Below are 17,411 nucleotides of genomic sequence, written 5' to 3'. Positions count from 1 at the left end.
ATCAGCAGAACCCTTGACCGGTTCCGGCAAAGTCAAACGGTTTCAGTTTGGCGGCGTCGCGTTGCAAGCGATTCAACCACACCGACTTGGGGACGCCGTAATCGTCAAACAACTCGGGTCGAAACATCGCCAAGGCGGACGAAGCGACTTCGTGGTTGGCATGCGCGAGCGCGGAGTTTTCACTCGTTCGCCGCACCAACATCTCCCGCATGGCGGCGTTCATCAACCAGGTCGTCGTGTCGCGATGGACGCACGACGCGCCTTCGCGGACTTCATCGTAAAACGTCCTCGATCGCTCGACGTCGATGCTGTACTGGAACGAGCGGTCGCGACTGACGCTGACGCGTCCGATCAGCCAATCGGTCCATCGCTCGACGCCGTAGCGGAGTCGATTTAGCCGGACGGTGTCCTGCACCCGCGCCCCACAGGATTCCAGGATGATCTGTGCCACTCGATTGCTCGCTTCGATGTGTCCCAGATAGATACCATGGGTAACCGCGGAAAGACTTTGGTGACTCTCGTGGCTTTCCTCACCCTCGACCGCGGCGGTTTCCGCTCCGATGGCCGCGACGACTCGGGTCAGCAGTTCTGAAACCAAAATCTCTTCCAAGACGACGACGTGCTCGGACCACCAGTCCGCCAGTCGGCCGTAGTTCCCCGCATTCTTGGCGTCTCGGTAACGTCCCATCACTCGATGCCACAATTCATGTCGCGAGCGTGACGCCGTCCAATAGCGCATGATCGTTGTCGAAGGAATCCGCGGCCGCAGTTCCAACAGAGAAGGTCCGTGCTGGGACAACGTGGCGGCAAGATCGGCCAGGGTAACGCAATGCATGGAGGCAAACCGCAATCGGGGACGAGACGCAAAAGATGCGGATGCCCAAATGCAGAATCCGTGCCCAAAACCACTCATCACGGTCAACGCCGGTCAAAACGCAACCGCCATCATCGGGTGCGTCACCAAGCGTTGTCCCCGCGCCACGACGCCCGTTGCCGATTCGCAACAAGTGTTGGGAAAAGTGCCCATTCGGATGGGCTCGGGGGCTTGAACGTCGGGCGGAAGCGATCAGCAACGGCCCCCGTCTCGCCGGCGGCGTTCCGTTCAATAAAAATCCCAGACAAGCCTGCCCCCCCTGCGTTTCCGGCATTCGAAACGCACCGTTTCGCGGGGGCACCGCTTCTGCCTCGGCCGCCGTCTGTCGGCGGCCCCGCGTGGCTGCTCACCGCTGTCGCGTCTCGGTGCAGGCGCGACAAAGCATGTGCACGCGATCGGCCTCCTGCACAAAATGCACCTCGCACATCGTGCCGCAGCAACCACACGCATCCTCGAACGCTTCGGATCGACGAAGCGTTTCGAAATACTGCCAGGATACAAAGTCTCTGGCTTCCAAAACATGATTCAAGTATTCGCGTGGCGGTCGTAATCCGTCGGCGATTTTGTCATGTCGGGCCTGATAGCTAATGCAGCGGACGGCATGCAAACCCGACTGCACGGTGACGTCGATGCGTCCGTAGTGATCCGGATAACGCTCGGATTGGTCCAATCGGTCCAGATGCTGGTCGACGATTTCATACAGAACACCTTCGACTTTGCCGCCGCAGTCTTCGTTGATGTTGGCGTACCCGAGTCCGGAGGGCAGCCCATCCCGCAACGCCATCTTGTTGAACCGCAAGCGATACCCGGCTAAGACGGCAGGCCGGGCACTCGTGAACGCGACTCGTTTTTTCTCCAAGATGGCGGGGCTGCAATTCGAACCGTATGCAAAGTACTTCATGTCCGATTCAGGCGGCGTTTTGACGACAACAAACCTCTCTCAGGGATTCAGTTTAACGTGAATCGCCGCCGAAGTCCGCCTCTTCGGCGAGCGGAATTGACGCCGCACCTGGTCGCCCTTTTCAAGGCAGGGTTATTGGTTCAACTGTTCCTGGATCGTTTCGCTCGAAGCACGCGTTCCCAGTGCCCCCCACAATCCGAACGGACTGGGCGATCCCGGCGGCAGATTCACTGTCACATTTTGATCGGGGATTCGCTTGGATCGGCAAGCCCATGAATCGGGCGGCCCTTTCACTCCAACGATCAAAACGGAATCGACAATGACCCTGTCCAAGAAAACACTGTTGCTTTGTTTGGCCGCCGTCCTCGCCTGGCTGCCAACCGCCCACGCCGCTGAACGGATCGACACGACCAAACAGGCCAGCGGAAGCAAACCGGTTGCCAACACGTCCCATCTCAACACGATCGAGTCGTCGGTGCAGTGGAGCATCGATCCGCGAACCGGCGAAGTGACGACGTCCAGTGGTAGCACCGGTACGGGAGGAAACTCCAACAGCACGCCTGACGACGAAACTGAGACGCCCGTCATTTTGCCCTACGACTTTTTCGACGCCGAAGACAACGGCATGTCGAGCTTGAATTCGTACTTTTTGGCCCAGCTCAGTATGGGCGTCTACAGCGACGCCCTCAGCGGAACGGCGTTTCGCCAAGATTTGATCGATCGGTTTACGCCCCAAGGGATCCCGGCCGGCGGGATCGACGTGATCATGGATGCCATTTCAGGATCGGAGGCCGCTGCATTTCGAATCGGCAACGCGACCGTCATCGCCTTTCGAGGCACCAGTGCCGAAGGAACGCTGACCCCTGAACGCGACGTCGAAGTCGATTTGCTTGATGTGCCGATCAAAGTCAAACTGAATGACAAGGAGTGCCGCGTGCATCAGGGGTTCTGGGAAAGTGCCGATGCGGTGTTTGACTGGGTCGCCGGTCACGCTCGCAGTGCCCACAATGCCGGACGCAAGGTGTTCTTGACCGGCCACAGTCTCGGTGCGGCTCGTGCCACCGTCTGCGCAGCCCGCTTGCACTATGACGAAAACATCCCCGTCCAAAGTCTGCAGACGTTCGGTTCTCCCAAGGTCGGCAATGCCCAGTTCCGATCGATCTTGGGGGATGTCGGTCCTGACGGAATCAAGCTTGCCGACGTGACCGAGCGATTCGTCGTGCTTGGAGACCCCGCAACGACCTTTCCCGACAAAGAGGCAATCTGGGAAAACTGGAAAAGCCCGACGATCATCTACTACGAACACGTCGGCAACACCCACAACATCAACCCGTTGACCGGTACCAACAGCGCCCACTACGAGATTCTGTTCGATAGCGGAGAGATCTTCTTTGTTCCGACGGCCTCGCAATGGATCGGATTCCTCAGCGGTGCGGGCGACAACGAGCACATGCTCTACGACGACGCCCTGTTGCACGAAGTGATCAATGACCCGATGTACATCGAGATCAAAGATCTCCTGGTCGAGCACGAATCGGTCGAACAATAGCGGCTCCAACCGTGGGAAAGGCTCCCATCCTGTCAGCCCCCACTCGAGGACAAGCCTCCCGCCCGGGGACACCTACTCCCGCCCGGGGACACGGCACCTTCTCCCGCCCGGGGACACGGCACTTGTGAATCCGACCGGTCCCGTCCTCGGGGACACGGCACTTGTAAATCCGACGGCGACCGCGCCGAAATGCTAGCACTGCAATGCGGACGCTATGCATGGTGCCATGTCCCCGCTGGGTGATGCATGGTGCCATGTCCCCGCTGGGTGTGTCCCCGCTGGGTGTCCCCATTGGTGCCGTGTCCCCGCCGGGATCTACTCTGTAATCCGGACGCGACGATTGGTGCCGTGTCCCCGCGGGGGACAATCGGCTGGCGGGCTCGCGGCTTGCGGAAGTCTTAGCGACTTACGCGACGATCGAATCCGTCACTTCGACAATCGACGTCCACCGGGATCGGTACTCCGGTCAAGTGCTAGCAACACGGGCGTTGTGTGGTTGAGAATTCACGTTCGTCGGCGTCGGGCGTGACGAATGACCGTCGGCAGGTAGCGCTGCACGAGTCCGACAAAAATCATTCCGCCCCCGACGAGTGTCCACCACTGCGGCGGGTCATAGGAGGGGTGGTGGCGCCAGGCGATGTAAACCCAAATCGGAACCAGCACCGGTTCGATCAAGATCAACATCGACGCCTCGGCACTATTCACCTGACGCAGTCCGCGCGCGAACAAGATGTACGGAATCGACATTTGAATCACGCCAAATGCTCCCAATGCCACATACGCCGACACCTGGATCGTTTGGTGGGTCGACCAGGCCCAGGGTAATAACAAGATCACAGCCGCGGCATGGTTGAGCGTGATCAACCACGCCGAATCCACTTCGCTCATCGATCGCATCGAAAGCACCACGCCGGCAAACGTGATCCCAGAGAGGATGGCCAGCAACGTCGCCAGCAAATTCCCTCCCTCGCGCAGTTCCATCACGACGATCAACGCCACGCCGGCAATGCAAAACAGAAACATCCGCACCTCGGCGACACCGACACGATCCTTCAAAATCGTCACCGCGCCCAGCATCACCCAGGCGGGCGAAAGGTACTGCAACCAAATCACGCTGGCCGCCGAAACGTAGACCATCGCCGACATGAACGACCAAACCATCACGGCGAAACAGATCGTCATCGGGAGCATCGCCCGCCGAAACTCCACGCGGCGAACCAATGGTGCCAGCAGGACGAGCGCAAACAAACTGCGAAAAAACGCCAGCAGCGCCCCCCGAGACTCCTCCGGCCAACCGTCAAACCAAGGCGCCTTGGCAAAAAAACCACTCGTACTCCACATCACCGCCGCGAGTACGATCAGCCCCCTGCCGCGCCATGCATCGCTAGAACCTGAATCGCGTTCGGCACTCACCCATTCGCCTCACCGGCGACACGCCGCCCGAGGGTCGCGACCACGGCGGCCAGCAGGATCACTTGGACCAGCAGCAACCATCCCCAACCGATGCCCCAGCCGACCGGCAGCGTTCCGGCCAAGATCGCGATCAATCCCGCCGTGACGGCATAGGGCATTTGCGTCAGCACGTGTTCCATATGATCGCAGCCACACGCTTGCGACGACAGGATCGTGGTGTCCGAGATCGGCGAACAGTGGTCTCCGAAAACCGCCCCGGAAAGCACACTGGCGATCGTCGCCAACATCAACGGGTGGGTCAGCACATCCGGCAAAGCCCCGACGTCGCCCGGCAGCGCCGCCACAAGCGGGGCGGTCAAGGTCAGCGTCATCGGCATCAGCAATCCCATCGTCCCGAAACTCGTGCCGGTGGAAAACGACAGCACTGCGGCCAACAAGAAGACAATCGTTGGCAACATCCGAACGACCAGCGGCACCGAATCGGACGATACGGAATCCGAATCATCCGCCGAAGACACACTTGCCCCCGACAGGATCGTCTCGGCGACAAACTGCCCGGTGTACAACCGGTGATCCTGAAACTCGAACTGTTCTCCAGCTTGACCGTCAACCGACTTGCTGCCGGTCAGTCGCGAGAGCGCCGACGCGGTCCACAGGATCACGATCGCCGGCAGAACAATCTTCATCCCGCCCCAACTCGCTTCGCGCACTTGTTGCAATGTCAACAGTCGCCGTGCCAGACAGATCAACGTGATGGTTGCCAATCCCGTCAACGCACCGTACTGGAGCGCCAAACTCGAATCGGCGGCGCCCAAAATATCGCGCAACGGCGGACCCTCGCCCGCCGAATCGGTCGCTGCCGGTTGCAGTGAAGCGATGCCCGTCGCATAGAGCAGCCCGATCACGACGGCCAAGGTCGCTGCGATCGGAACGACGGCGACCAGCCAAGATGTTTCCGAGCTCGGTTCGGTCAGCGGATCCGCGATCGAACCGACTTGGGATGCGTGCTCGTCGGATCCGGCGTCGCTGGCATTCTGTTCGGCCTGCAACATCGGACCGAAATCACGCCGAGTCAACGCCAGCATCGGCACCATCACCAAGGCCAGGATTGCATAAAAACGATAGGGTACACTGGCGATGAACAATTCCATCGCCCGCGAAATCTTTGCCCCTTCGATATCACCGAGCCCTTCGGCGATGTAGTCGATTTCGACCGCAATCCAAGTCGACAGCAACGCCAGGCTGGCCATCGGTGCGGCGGTCGAATCGACGATGTAGGCCAGTTTTTGGCGCGAGATCTTGAGCCGGTCACAAACCGGCCGTAGGGTCCCGCCGAGCAGCACGGTGTTGGAATAGTCGTCAAAGAAGACCACCATCCCCAACAACCACGTCGTCAATTGCCCGCCGCGCCGTGTCTTGGCGATCGGCGTGATCAACTTGATCAGCCCCAGCATCCCGCCGCTGCGGCTGATCACACCGATCATCGCCCCCATCAGCAACGTGAAGGAAAAGATTCTTAGCTTGCCCGGGTCTGCCAGCGTCGGCCACAAATGGACTTCGCAAAAATCCACCACTGCCGCCACCGGATCGCCACCGGTTGTGATCAGTGCCCCGCAAAAAATCCCCATCAACAAGGACAACGCGGCCCGCTTGGTGACCATCGCCAACACGATCGCGACCAACGGTGGTAACAGGCTGAGCCAGCCATAGGGATGATCGTTCAATGGACTGGCACGGAAAAAATCGGCGTGAGGCAGGTCAGGGCGAAAGCCGGTCCAGCGGATCGGATTTTCCGACAATGTACCCTCCGGTCGACTCTGGGCAATTGCACTTTGGCCGGATCGCGCCGCTTCGATGTAGCGAATCGCGACGGGCACTGCAATCACATCGGCACAGCCTTCCGGCGGCGATAGGTCAGGTTTGATCCGCAAGAGAGTGCAAAATGCCAATTCTCCCCGCCCCGACCAAAGTGCGCTCTGAACCGAACGCCCGCACTGCACGGCTGATTTTCTGTGAAGATTGCGGTTCTGGTCCTCGCAGATCTGCTAAACTGGAGGTCCCTCCTATTCCCGCAAAATGCGTTGGATCGCATGGTCCCTCGTCTCATGCCCCAGACGCCGGCTTGCACTTCCCGACGCTACGAAACGAATGCCGAACGAAAAAGTGGATCGACGCATGGCGAACCGATTCTCGCGCCTTCCCGTCAGAAATCACACCGTCTGTGTTTGTTGCTCCGGCTTGCTAGTTTGGTTCGTGGCACATTTCTGCGAGAACGTTCGCGCCGACGACACCGCGAAGCTGGTAAAGGCCCCGACCGGCGGGCCGCAGGCGCATGCGCCCGCCCCAGCGCTGGAATCGTTCTTGAACGAGTACTGTTTGGACTGTCACAGCGAGGATGAACCGGAAGCCGACTTGGACCTCTCACTCCTGGCCGACCACAGTCTGGAATCGAATTCCGAGGTTTGGGAACGCGTGCTCGGCGAATTGACGTCACGGCGAATGCCACCGCCGGACGCTTACCGCCCCTCGGCACAGGACTATCAAAAAACGACGAACCAGCTGATCGAAACGCTTGCGGCCGTCGCGGCCAAGCATCCCAAGCCGGGTCGCACCGACACGTTTCGGCGGCTGAATCGCTTTGAGTATCAGAACGCGATCCGCGATCTGTTATCGCTCGACATCGACGCCGAAGCGATGTTGCCGGCCGACGAATCCAGCCACGGGTTCGACAACGTCACGGTCGCAGACTTGCCGCCGACGTTGGTCTCGCGTTATATCAACGCGGCACGAACCATCAGCCGACTTGCGATCGCCCGACCCTCGGATCAACTGGAAGGGCACACGTACCGCATGCCCGCCGATGTGACGCAAGAGCAACACGTGGTCGGATTGCCGCCGGGAACTCGCGGCGGCATGTTGATCCACCACACCTTTCCGCGTTCGGGCATCTATGAAGTACAAGTCAACTTGGCGCGTGATCGAAACGAACACGTCGAAGGCTTGAACGGAAAGTACCAAATGGAGTTTCTGCTGGATCGCGAACGGGTGGCGGACTTCGAACTGGTCCCGCCCAAAGCCAGGAGCCGCTACTTTTTTGACGACAGTCGATTGAAGGCGCGGATCGATGTGACGGCCGGTCCCCACGACTTCGGAGTCACCTTCGTCAAAAACAAGTCTTCGTTGATCGAAACGAAACGCCAGCCCTTAAATGTGCATTTCAATTCGCACCGGCATCCGCGACAAACGCCCGCCGTGTTTCAAGTGTCGATCACCGGACCGTATGCCGATCCCGATGCGTCCGCCGCGACGCAAACCGCCCCGGATACCCCCAGTCGACGGCGTATCTTTACGTGCTATCCCTCGACATCCGCGCAGAACGAGTCGTGCGCCCAACAGATTCTGTCGCGACTGGCCCGACTAGCCTATCGACGTGCTGTCGACGAGACGGACATCACCCCGTTGATGGAGTTTTATCGCCAGGGCGAGGCGGAAGCAGGATTCGAGGCCGGGATCGAACGGGCGCTGGCGTCGCTGTTGGTCAGCCCCAGATTCCTGTTCCGCATCGAGCGAGATCCCGAGGGCCTGGATGCCGGCGACGTCTATCCGATCAGTGACAACGAGTTGGCGTCACGATTGTCGTTCTTTCTGTGGAGCAGTCTGCCCGACGATGAATTATTGAGGGCCGCCGAACAAGGCACGTTGCGCGATCGCGATGTCCTGCGCCAGCAGATGCTGCGGATGCTCCGCGACCGCCGTGCCGAAGCGTTGGTGACCAACTTCGCCAACCAATGGCTGCATCTGCGCAACCTGGAAAGCAAGACACCCGACGCCCGGCTGTATCCTGACTTTGACGACAACCTCCGCCAGGCGATGCGGCGCGAAACCGAATTGCTGTTTCAAAGTGTGGTCGAAGAAGACCGTAGCGTTCTGGATCTGTTGCGAGCCGATTACACGTACCTGAACGAACGCTTGGCCAAACACTACGGCATCCCGCATGTTTATGGCAGTCGTTTTCGTCGCGTCAGCTTGTCCGATGACGACCATCGCGGCGGGCTGTTGCGTCACGGCAGCATCCTGACGGTGACTTCCTATGCGACCCGAACGTCGCCGGTGATCCGCGGCAATTGGGTCCTGGAGAATTTACTCGCCACGCCGACTCCGCCGCCACCGCCGAACGTTCCGTCGTTGGAAGAGGAGGTGATCGGGGCGAACCTTCCGATTCGCGAGCGGCTCGCCAAACACCGCTCCAACGCGGCCTGCGCCAGCTGTCACGTGATCATCGACCCGATCGGATTTTCGCTGGAAAACTACGACGCGGTCGGACGATGGCGAGACTCCGAGTTCGGGGTGCCGGTCGATGCCGAGGGTGCGTTGCCCAGCGGCGACAGTTTCCATGGCGTCGCCGGATTAGAAGCGGCCGTGCTCGAACGGCCCGAACGATTCGCCACGGCGATGACCGAGAAATTGATCACCTATGCGCTCGGTCGCGGCGTCACCGAATCCGATGGCCCCACGATTCGCGAGGTCGTGCGTCGTGCGGGGCAAGACCAATATCGTTTTTCTGCGTTGATATGGGAAATCATCAACAGCCCGGCTTTTCAAATGAGGACCTTCCGGTGAATTTGATTCGAAAGAAAGCTCTCTCTCGTCGCACGGTGCTGCGCGGCCTGGGCGGCGCCGTCGCGTTACCACTACTCGACGCGATGGTGCCGGCGGCCACCGCGATCGAATCCACCGCCGCGGCGCCCGTTCGACGGCTCGGTTATGTGTTCATGCCGATGGGTTGTGACCTGTCGCGATGGAAACCGCCCGGCGAAACCAAGCTGGGTGAATTGCCGCCGATCCTGCAGTCGCTCGAGCCCGTCCGCCGGCATGTCACGGTGATCAGCAACTTGGAACTGGCCAACGCGTACCCAGGATCACACGCGACATCTAATTCCGCGTTTTTGAGCGCCGCCAAGGCGAAGCACACCGAAGGCACCGATTACTACTTGGGCACGACCGCCGATCAGCTCGCGGCCAAGCAGATCGGTCAATCGACGCAATTGCCTTCGATGGAACTGTCGATGGATCTGATGCAGACCGTCGGCCAGTGCGACAACGGCTATGCCTGTGTTTACCAGAACAACTTGTCCTGGTCATCGCCGACGACGCCGCTGCCGTCCGAAGCTCATCCGCGAATCGTGTTCGAGAGTATGTTCGGGGCCGGCGGAACCGCGGCTCAACGACGCGCCGAACGCAATCAGAAAGCAAGCCTGCTGGATTGGATGTCCGACGACATCGCGAGGCTCAATCGCGAAGTCGGCCCGTCGGATCGTGTCAGGATCAGCCAATACCTGGACTCGGTGCGTGAAGTCGAACGACGGATCCAACAGTCCGAAGCCGCAGCGAAAGACAACGAGTTGCCGGACCTGGACCGGCCGATGGGCGTCCCGGCCTCGTACGGCGATCATGCACGTCTGATGTTCGACTTGCAGGTTCTGGCGCTGCAGGCTGACATCACACGCGTGATCACGTTCCAGTTGGCCCGGGAAACGAGCAACCGCAGCTATCCCGAATTGGGCGTTCCGGAATCGCATCACCCGCTATCACACCATGGCAACGACGAACAAAAGATCGCGAAGATGGCAAAGATCAACGCGTTCCATGTCTCGCTGTTCGCTTACTTCCTTGAAAAGCTTCAGCAGACTTCCGACGGAAACGGCTCGCTGTTGGAGCACTCGCTGTTGCTCTACGGCAGCGGCATGGGCAATCCGAACGTCCATGACCACTCGGATCTGCCGATCATCGTCGCCGGTGGTGCCGCCGGAGGCATGCAGGGTGGGCGACACATTCAATATGACCGCCCCACACCGCTGGCCAATCTGCACCTGACGCTGCTGGACAAGGTGGGTGTCAAACTGGATAAATTCGCTGACAGCGAAGGACCGGTCGACGAACTCTTTGAACCGCTTTCGGTGTAATCACGATGAAACGGATGACGAAACAGTTCCCGGTCCACTCGCGCCACAACGTCGCGACGCACGCCAGAGCGTGGAGGAAACGCACACTGCATTCGCTAACCGCCTTCACGCATCGACGGACCATTCTCACCGTCACCCTTTGCTGGATCCTACTGAGCAGCACATCGCTCCACGCCGGCGACTCGCCGTTGGCCGATGCGGCGGAACATCAAGACCACGCGAGAATCGTCAGCTTGCTCAAAGACACCGACAACGAATCGATCGACGTCGATGCGCCGCAAGTCGACGGGATGACGGCGCTGCACTGGGCCGCCTATTTCGATGATGCCGACATGTCCGCGGCGCTCGTCGATGCAGGGGCGCGCGTGGATTGTGAAAACCGCTACGGCGTGACGCCACTGTCGCTGGCCTGCACCAACGGAAACACCGAGATCGTACGATTGCTGCTCGAAAACGGCGCCGACGCCAACCCGGCTCTCAACGGAGGCGAAACGGCGCTGATGACGGCGTCCAGGACTGGACGTGTCGGCCCGGTCCACGCGTTGCTCAAGCATGGCGCTGATGTGAACGCGAAAGAACGCAATGGCCAAACCGCACTGATGTGGGCGGCCCACGAAGGCCACCTTGACGTCGTCAACGTGCTGCTTGACGCGGGGGCGGATTTCGCAACCCCCTTGCGATCGGGATACACGCCGATGACCTTTGCCGTCCGCCAGGGTCACACCCCGGTCGTAAAACGGTTTCTCGATGCCGGCGTGGATGTCAATTCGGTAATGATGCCCGCCAACAGCTCGGGCAAGAACGTTCAAAAACGGACCTCGCCGCTGATCCTGGCGATCGAGAACGGCCACTTTGAACTCGCCGTCGAACTTCTGAAAGCCGGTGCGGACCCGAACGATCAACGGACCGGTTTTTCGCCGCTGTTCACGATGTCTTGGGTTCGCAAGCCACCGCTGGGAGACAATGCCGACGGAGACCCGCCGCCGATCGGATCGGGATCGATGACCAGTTTGCAATTTGTTCGAACGCTCGTCCAGCATGGCGCGGATGTCAACGCAAGAAAAGAACGCAGTGGCGGTCGCGGCAAGTTCGGCAAGAAGGGGGCGACCGCTTTCTTTGCCGCAGCCGGAACGGCCGACGTTAAATTGATGCAAACGCTGTTGGAACTCGGTGCCGATCCGACGCTTGCTGCCGACAACGGCTGGACACCGCTGATGATGGCCGCGGGAATCGGATCGGGATCCGAAGGCGACTCGGCGGGCTCGGAACCGGAGTGCCTGGCAGCGGTTTCCTACCTGATCGACTTGGGTGCCGACGTCAATGCCGTCGACGCCAACGGCGAAACGGCCATGCACGGTGCCGCCTATAAGATGATGCCATCGGTCGTCAATTGTCTCGCTGACAACGGCGCCGACATTAACGTCTGGAGCAAGGTGACCAAACAGGGCCGGATGCCGTTGTGGATCGCCATGGGCCATCGCGGCGGAGGAAATTTTAAACCGTCCTACGAAACCGCCGATGCCATTCGGGCCTTGATGATTGCCGAAGGCATCACCCCACCGCCACCGCCCAAACGCAAGCTCGAAAAAGGCTATCGCCAAGGCGGGAAATAGTTGCAGACGAAAAACTGGCAAAACGATGGGGGCAAAACAATGTCGTAGTGAGGAGCTTACGACACGGCACATCGAGCCTCGCCAGCTTTCTTCGCAAGTGGCTTCATAGCGACTCCGCCTCTCGGAGGTCACTCGAATCGCCAGAGCGAGTCAATTCCGGAGAAGGCACCACCTTCTGGCGAAGGTAGCTACGATTGAAAGGCTGTTCGAGTGCATCGTTGCGTTGCCCAATCGATCCGTTCCCTCAATCAACCCTCTGCCCCCCTCCCACGCAACATCCCATCATTCTGCCCCGTATCATTCTGCCTCCCATCGTCTTGCCCCCATCGTCTTGCCTCTCCCCACCGCCCACCTCTCATGCTCGCACAACAACAAACCCTCTCCGTCGCACTGGTCACGCTCCTCATTGCCCAACTCGCCAACTCCAAGTCACTCGCTGCCGAGACACCGGAGCGGCCGCACATCGTGTTGGTGATGGCCGATGACCATGGCTATGGCGACACCGGGTTCACCGGTCACCCGTTCGTCCAAACGCCGCAATTGGACGCGATGTCCAAATCCGGCGTCGTGTTCAACCGTTTTTACGCCAGCGCGCCGGTGTGTTCCCCGACCCGCGCCAGCGTGATGACCGGCCGCCATCCGTTTCGCACCAACGTCCCCAACCACGGCCACTACATGCGGCCCGACGAAGCCACCATCGCCGAAGCACTCGGCGGGGCCGGCTACGTCACCGGCCACTTCGGCAAGTGGCACATCGGATCGGTCCAACCCGACAGCCCGACCAGTCCCGGCGGCGCGGGATTCGACGAGTGGCTTTCCGGATTGAACTTTTTCGACAACGATCCCTACCTCAGCCGCAACGGGATCTACGAACACATCGAAGGTCCCGGATCCGTGATCACGATGGATGCGACCATCGAATTCCTGACAAAGCATCACGGCGGCGATCGGCCGATGTTCGCCGTCACCTGGTTTCCGTCGCCCCACGATCCCCAACAGGAATTGCCGCAAAACATTCCCGATGCCGCGGCGCTGTACAACGATCAAGCCACGAAGAAGCCGGGATACTTTCGCGAGATCACACTGTTGGATCAACAAGTCGGGCGACTTCGTCAAACCTTGCGTGACCTGGACATCGCCGACAACACGCTGCTGTTTTACTGTAGCGACAACGGCGGCTTGATCGAAGAATCCTCCGGTGGTCGCAAAAAGAAAGGCAGCATCTATGAAGGCGGGCTGCGGGTTCCCGCGATCTTAGAGTGGCCAGCACGTTTCGGTCCCAAGACGATCGACACACCGGCGTTTGCCGCCGACCTGTACCCGACGTTGGTTGCAATCGCCGGTGCCAAGGTGACTCATCAGCCCAAACTGGACGGCATCGACCTAGCCGACGTGTTGACCGAAAAACAAACCACGCGCCCACCGATGGGATTCTGGCACGGACACACCCAAGGCCAAAGCACGTACAGCGACCGGATCATCCGCGCGCTACTTGAAGCCAAGCAAGCCGGACGCCCGAACCCGTATCCCGAACGCATCTTAAAAAACGTCCGCCAGTTTCCGACCTTCGGGGAAGAAGGCATGCGAGGCCATGCGGCATGGCACGCCTGGCCGTGGAAACTGCACCGAATTCAAAACGGCGATCGAATTATATTCGAACTGTACAATTTGGAAGCCGACCCGATGGAGCGAACGGATCTGGTCCAGAAACACCCCGATCGCGTCGCCGAAATGAAAACGCAGCTTGAGGCCTGGCAGCGTTCGGTGTTAGACAGCTGGTCGGGAAAAGACTACGAGCGATGAGTCTTGTTTTGAGGCCTGGGCTATGCCGTGCATGTCTTACGTCACCCCCAGACTGATCGCCAACCACGACACTTTGGAATCTTCCCATGAACGACGCGTTTTTGAGTATTCCCCACGCTCTGGCGAGCGTAGCTAACTCAGAGCCTCACTCCCCCGCTCGTTTGTCTGTACTGGCACTGGTACTGCTCGCCGCATCGCTGTGCCCCGCCGATGACCGCCCCTGTTTTATTCTGTTGATGGGAGACGATCACGGATGGAGTGAAACGGGATACAACGGACATCCGTATCTGCAGACGCCGGTGTTGGATGAAATGGCCCGCAGCGGTTTGCGACTGGATCACTTTTATTCCGGTCATCCTTCGTGTTCACCGACGCGCGGCAGTGTGCTGACCGGACGCCACCCCAACCGCTACGGAACGTTCTCACCGGGCTGGTCGATCCGTCCCAAAGAAATCACGATCGCGCATTTGCTGTCCAAGGGCGGTTACCGGTGCGGCCATTTCGGCAAGTGGCACCTCGGTCCGGTCAAAGCGGAATCGCCGACCAACCCGCGTGCGATGGGCTTCGACGAATACGTCTCGCACGACAATTTCTATGAAATGAATCCGCCCTTCTCGCGTAACGGAGGACCGCCGGAAACGATTCAAGGCGAAGGGTCCGAAGTCACGATCGACGAAACCATCAAGTTCATCGAACGCGCACGAGCCGACGAGACACCGTTTCTGGCGGTCGTCTGGTTCGGTTCGCCCCACGAACCCTACAGCGGCTTGGACAAGGATCTGGCGCTTTACGACGACCTGCCGCAATCGCTCGCCGAACGCACGGTTCGATTGACGTCGATGGAAACGGGGAAACAAACGACGCGTCCGCTTCGAGAGGTGTTGCGCGAGCGTTATGCGGAGATCACTGCGATGGATCGGTCGATCGGAACGTTGCGCGACTACCTGGCCGACAAGGGCCTGAGAGACAACACGTTGATTTGGTACTGCGGTGACAACGGCAGCCCGCGAAGCAGTGGCCGTGTGACGACTCCGTTCCGCGGCGAAAAGGGGTTGATGTACGAAGGCGGCATTCGGGTTCCCGGCCTGATCGAATGGCCGGCGCGGATCGCCACGGGGCGGGTCAGCGAGGTGAATTCCGTCACCAGCGACATGCTTCCCACGCTCTGTGAACTGGCCGGCGTCCAGACACCCGACCGCCCGCTCGACGGGATCAGCGTCGCTGCGGTGATCGACGGCAAGATGACGCGGCGTCCCAAACCGATCTGTTTTTGGGCTTATCCGACGAAACGAGTCACCGGGGCGCGCCCGAAGCCGAAACCCTACATCGCCCCGGCGCTGCAAGAAGGCACGACGCCGCTGGTCAAAGAGATGGCCGGTAAACTGACACGCAGCTTCAATAATTTTCATCAACCGGAAATCAGCGAAGCCGATTACGCCGGACCACGCGTGATTCTGGACAACCGTTACAAGCTGGTCGTCGATGGCAGCGCAAAGAATCCGATGAATGTGGAACTGTTCGACCTGCACGCCGATCGTGAAGAAGCAACAAATTTGGCCCGGTCCAATGCGGAGGTGACCGAGCGACTGAGTGGGCAATTGCGAAGCTGGCAAACCTCCGTGCTCAACAGCCTGCAAGAAACGGACTATTAATGTGGGATAGGCTTCAAGCCTGTCAATTCAGCATCAACCGATGCCAGCGGGAAGCGTCAGCGAGCGGCCTCACGTCGACCCGACGCGTCCCTCCCAATCGGCACGAGCCGTCTGTTCGCTACCGTTCCGCTTTTGCTCCACCGTCGCGGCCGATCCTGCCGAAATGGATCAAACCAAGGTCGGGACTTCTTGCCGTGAATGGATGCTGAGCCAATTTCGGAGATCCATCCGTGCGTTATTTGCTTCCCGCATTGCTTGTCGTTCTTTCCGGTTGCAGTTCTTCGGGGCCATTGAGTTGGTTTCGGCGAACTCCGGTCGTCTATCATCGTGCCCCCTGTGCCCGCTGCGCACCTTCCTCGGCCGCTCCGATCGGCTCGGCGGTCTCCTCCGAACCGATGGTGCTGGAAGGTGCAACGGTCGAGGACGGGATGATCTATGACAGGATGCTCGACGAGACCGTGATCGAAAGCCGGCTTGATCCGCCGATGAGTCTGCCTTCGACCGACAGTTCCGCGCCGGCCGTTGAGTCTTTGCCGACACCGACTCCCGATCCGGAAACTTGATAACGCACTGCAGTAGCGACGCTCGCGCGAGCGTGGAGAACGACACCTTGTGTGGGATCCGGCTAGAATCTCTTCGTCCCGCATCCCACACGCGTTAAGAGTCCCACCGGAGCGATCTCGCCATGCCGTCCTCCCTTTCCTCGCGTCGACGATTCCTTGGGATCGCCGCGTCCGTCGCTACTGCCGCCGTGCACGTTGGCAATCCATCGATCCTTACGGCAGCCGATGCAATCGTGCAGAAGCCTCGTTTGCTGGATTGCCACCTGCACATCAATCATTTTGAGCGGACGATTGAAGACACGATCCGGCATATGGATGCGACGGGGACGGAAAAGGCGTTTGTGTTGCCGTTGGAAACGGGCGAAGGCGGGGTGTTGTTGCGCACCGAGACCGTTTTGCACGCGTATCATCAATACCGCGATCGGATCATCCCGTTCTGCCAAACGGACATTCGCAGCGACGATGTGATCGCGCGCTTGCGTGCGTACCATTTGCTCGGTTGCAGGGGGATCGGCGAACAGAAGGAACATTTGCCGCTGAACGATCCGCGTGTCGAACGCGTCATCGCCTTCTGCAACGACGTCCACTGGCCCATCACCATTCACTTCCAAGACGGAGCGGGCGGATACAATCAAGGCCTGGCCGACCACCTGGAAACTTACCTGAAACGGTACAAGAACGTCCGCATCATTGGGCACGCACAAACATGGTGGGCGAATATCAGTGCCGAGGTGCCTCCGGCCGACAAGTCGCTTTACCCGAAAGGCCCCGTCAAACCCGGCGGATTGCTTGATCGGCTGCTATCGGACTATCCCAACCTGTACGCCGACATGTCGGCCGGAAGCGGATTCGGGGCCTTGTCACGCGACAAAGACTTTACGGCCGGATTCATTGAGCGGCATCCGAAACAAATGCTCTTCGGCAGCGATTGTCCCTGCTACGACGGTCAAGGCGCCCACTTCAAGAACGTTTGTTACAGCAGACAGTTGCAAGAGTTCTTGCGGGAGTTGGTGTCGGACCCGGAGACGCTGCAAGACATCTTTTTCAACAACGCGATGCGGGCGTTGGAGGGCTAAGATG

Annotated in this window: 12 protein-coding genes; 8 read left to right on the top strand and 4 right to left on the bottom strand. The window is 59.7% G+C overall.

The window, feature by feature from the left end; translation table 11 throughout:
• Position 1 precedes the first annotated feature (1 nt).
• Both H1B37_RS02165 and H1B37_RS02160 read right to left on the bottom strand, forming a co-directional pair.
• Positions 2-835, bottom strand: a complete 834-nt coding sequence (locus H1B37_RS02165; RefSeq protein ID WP_182864964.1) for a hypothetical protein — start codon at positions 833-835, stop codon at positions 2-4.
• 385 nt (positions 836-1,220) lie between these two features.
• On the bottom strand, positions 1,221-1,775 hold the full coding sequence (locus H1B37_RS02160) for a gamma-glutamylcyclotransferase family protein (protein ID WP_182864963.1): 555 nt from the start codon (positions 1,773-1,775) through the stop codon (positions 1,221-1,223).
• Positions 1,776-2,094: 319 nt separating this feature from the next.
• On the opposite strand from H1B37_RS02160, the gene H1B37_RS02155 reads away from it, so the two are divergent.
• Positions 2,095-3,324, top strand: coding sequence for a lipase family protein (locus tag H1B37_RS02155; protein WP_182864962.1), 1,230 nt, complete (start codon positions 2,095-2,097; stop codon positions 3,322-3,324).
• A gap of 504 nt (positions 3,325-3,828) precedes the next feature.
• Here the strand turns inward: H1B37_RS02155 and H1B37_RS02150 are convergent.
• Both H1B37_RS02150 and H1B37_RS02145 read right to left on the bottom strand, forming a co-directional pair.
• A complete protein-coding gene (locus H1B37_RS02150; RefSeq protein ID WP_182864961.1) occupies positions 3,829-4,737 on the bottom strand; it encodes a DMT family transporter in 909 nt (302 codons plus the stop codon).
• On the bottom strand, positions 4,734-6,614 hold the full coding sequence (locus H1B37_RS02145; protein WP_182864960.1) for a Na+/H+ antiporter NhaC family protein: 1,881 nt from the start codon (positions 6,612-6,614) through the stop codon (positions 4,734-4,736). The genes H1B37_RS02150 and H1B37_RS02145 overlap by 4 nt, the downstream gene beginning before the upstream one ends.
• A 376-nt stretch (positions 6,615-6,990) precedes the next feature.
• On the opposite strand from H1B37_RS02145, the gene H1B37_RS02140 reads away from it, so the two are divergent.
• From H1B37_RS02140 to H1B37_RS02110, 7 genes are all read left to right on the top strand, one after another.
• Positions 6,991-9,357, top strand: coding sequence for a DUF1592 domain-containing protein (locus tag H1B37_RS02140; RefSeq protein WP_182864959.1), 2,367 nt, complete (start codon positions 6,991-6,993; stop codon positions 9,355-9,357).
• Positions 9,354-10,700 carry a DUF1552 domain-containing protein gene (locus tag H1B37_RS02135; RefSeq protein ID WP_353620759.1) on the top strand — a complete coding sequence of 449 codons (1,347 nt, stop codon included), beginning with the start codon at positions 9,354-9,356 and terminating at the stop codon, positions 10,698-10,700. The genes H1B37_RS02140 and H1B37_RS02135 overlap by 4 nt, the downstream gene beginning before the upstream one ends.
• A gap of 14 nt (positions 10,701-10,714) precedes the next feature.
• Positions 10,715-12,313: an ankyrin repeat domain-containing protein gene (locus tag H1B37_RS02130; RefSeq protein ID WP_182864958.1), complete on the top strand. Its 1,599-nt coding sequence runs from the start codon at positions 10,715-10,717 to the stop codon at positions 12,311-12,313.
• Between the two features lie 357 nt (positions 12,314-12,670).
• The gene (locus H1B37_RS02125) at positions 12,671-14,116 is read left to right on the top strand and encodes a sulfatase family protein (RefSeq protein WP_182864957.1); all 1,446 of its coding nucleotides are present in this window, start codon (positions 12,671-12,673) and stop codon (positions 14,114-14,116) included.
• Positions 14,117-14,202: 86 nt separating this feature from the next.
• Positions 14,203-15,768 carry a sulfatase family protein gene (locus tag H1B37_RS02120; protein ID WP_182864956.1) on the top strand — a complete coding sequence of 522 codons (1,566 nt, stop codon included), beginning with the start codon at positions 14,203-14,205 and terminating at the stop codon, positions 15,766-15,768.
• Positions 15,769-15,998: 230 nt separating this feature from the next.
• A complete protein-coding gene (locus H1B37_RS02115; protein ID WP_182864955.1) occupies positions 15,999-16,331 on the top strand; it encodes a hypothetical protein in 333 nt (110 codons plus the stop codon).
• Positions 16,332-16,564: 233 nt separating this feature from the next.
• Positions 16,565-17,407 carry an amidohydrolase family protein gene (locus H1B37_RS02110; RefSeq protein ID WP_182864954.1) on the top strand — a complete coding sequence of 281 codons (843 nt, stop codon included), beginning with the start codon at positions 16,565-16,567 and terminating at the stop codon, positions 17,405-17,407.
• Positions 17,408-17,411 lie beyond the last annotated feature (4 nt).

The sequence above is a fragment of the Stieleria mannarensis genome (genome assembly GCF_014154935.1).
In the GTDB taxonomy this organism is placed as follows: domain Bacteria; phylum Planctomycetota; class Planctomycetia; order Pirellulales; family Pirellulaceae; genus Stieleria; species Stieleria mannarensis.
This window is presented reverse-complemented; position numbering and strand designations above follow the sequence as displayed.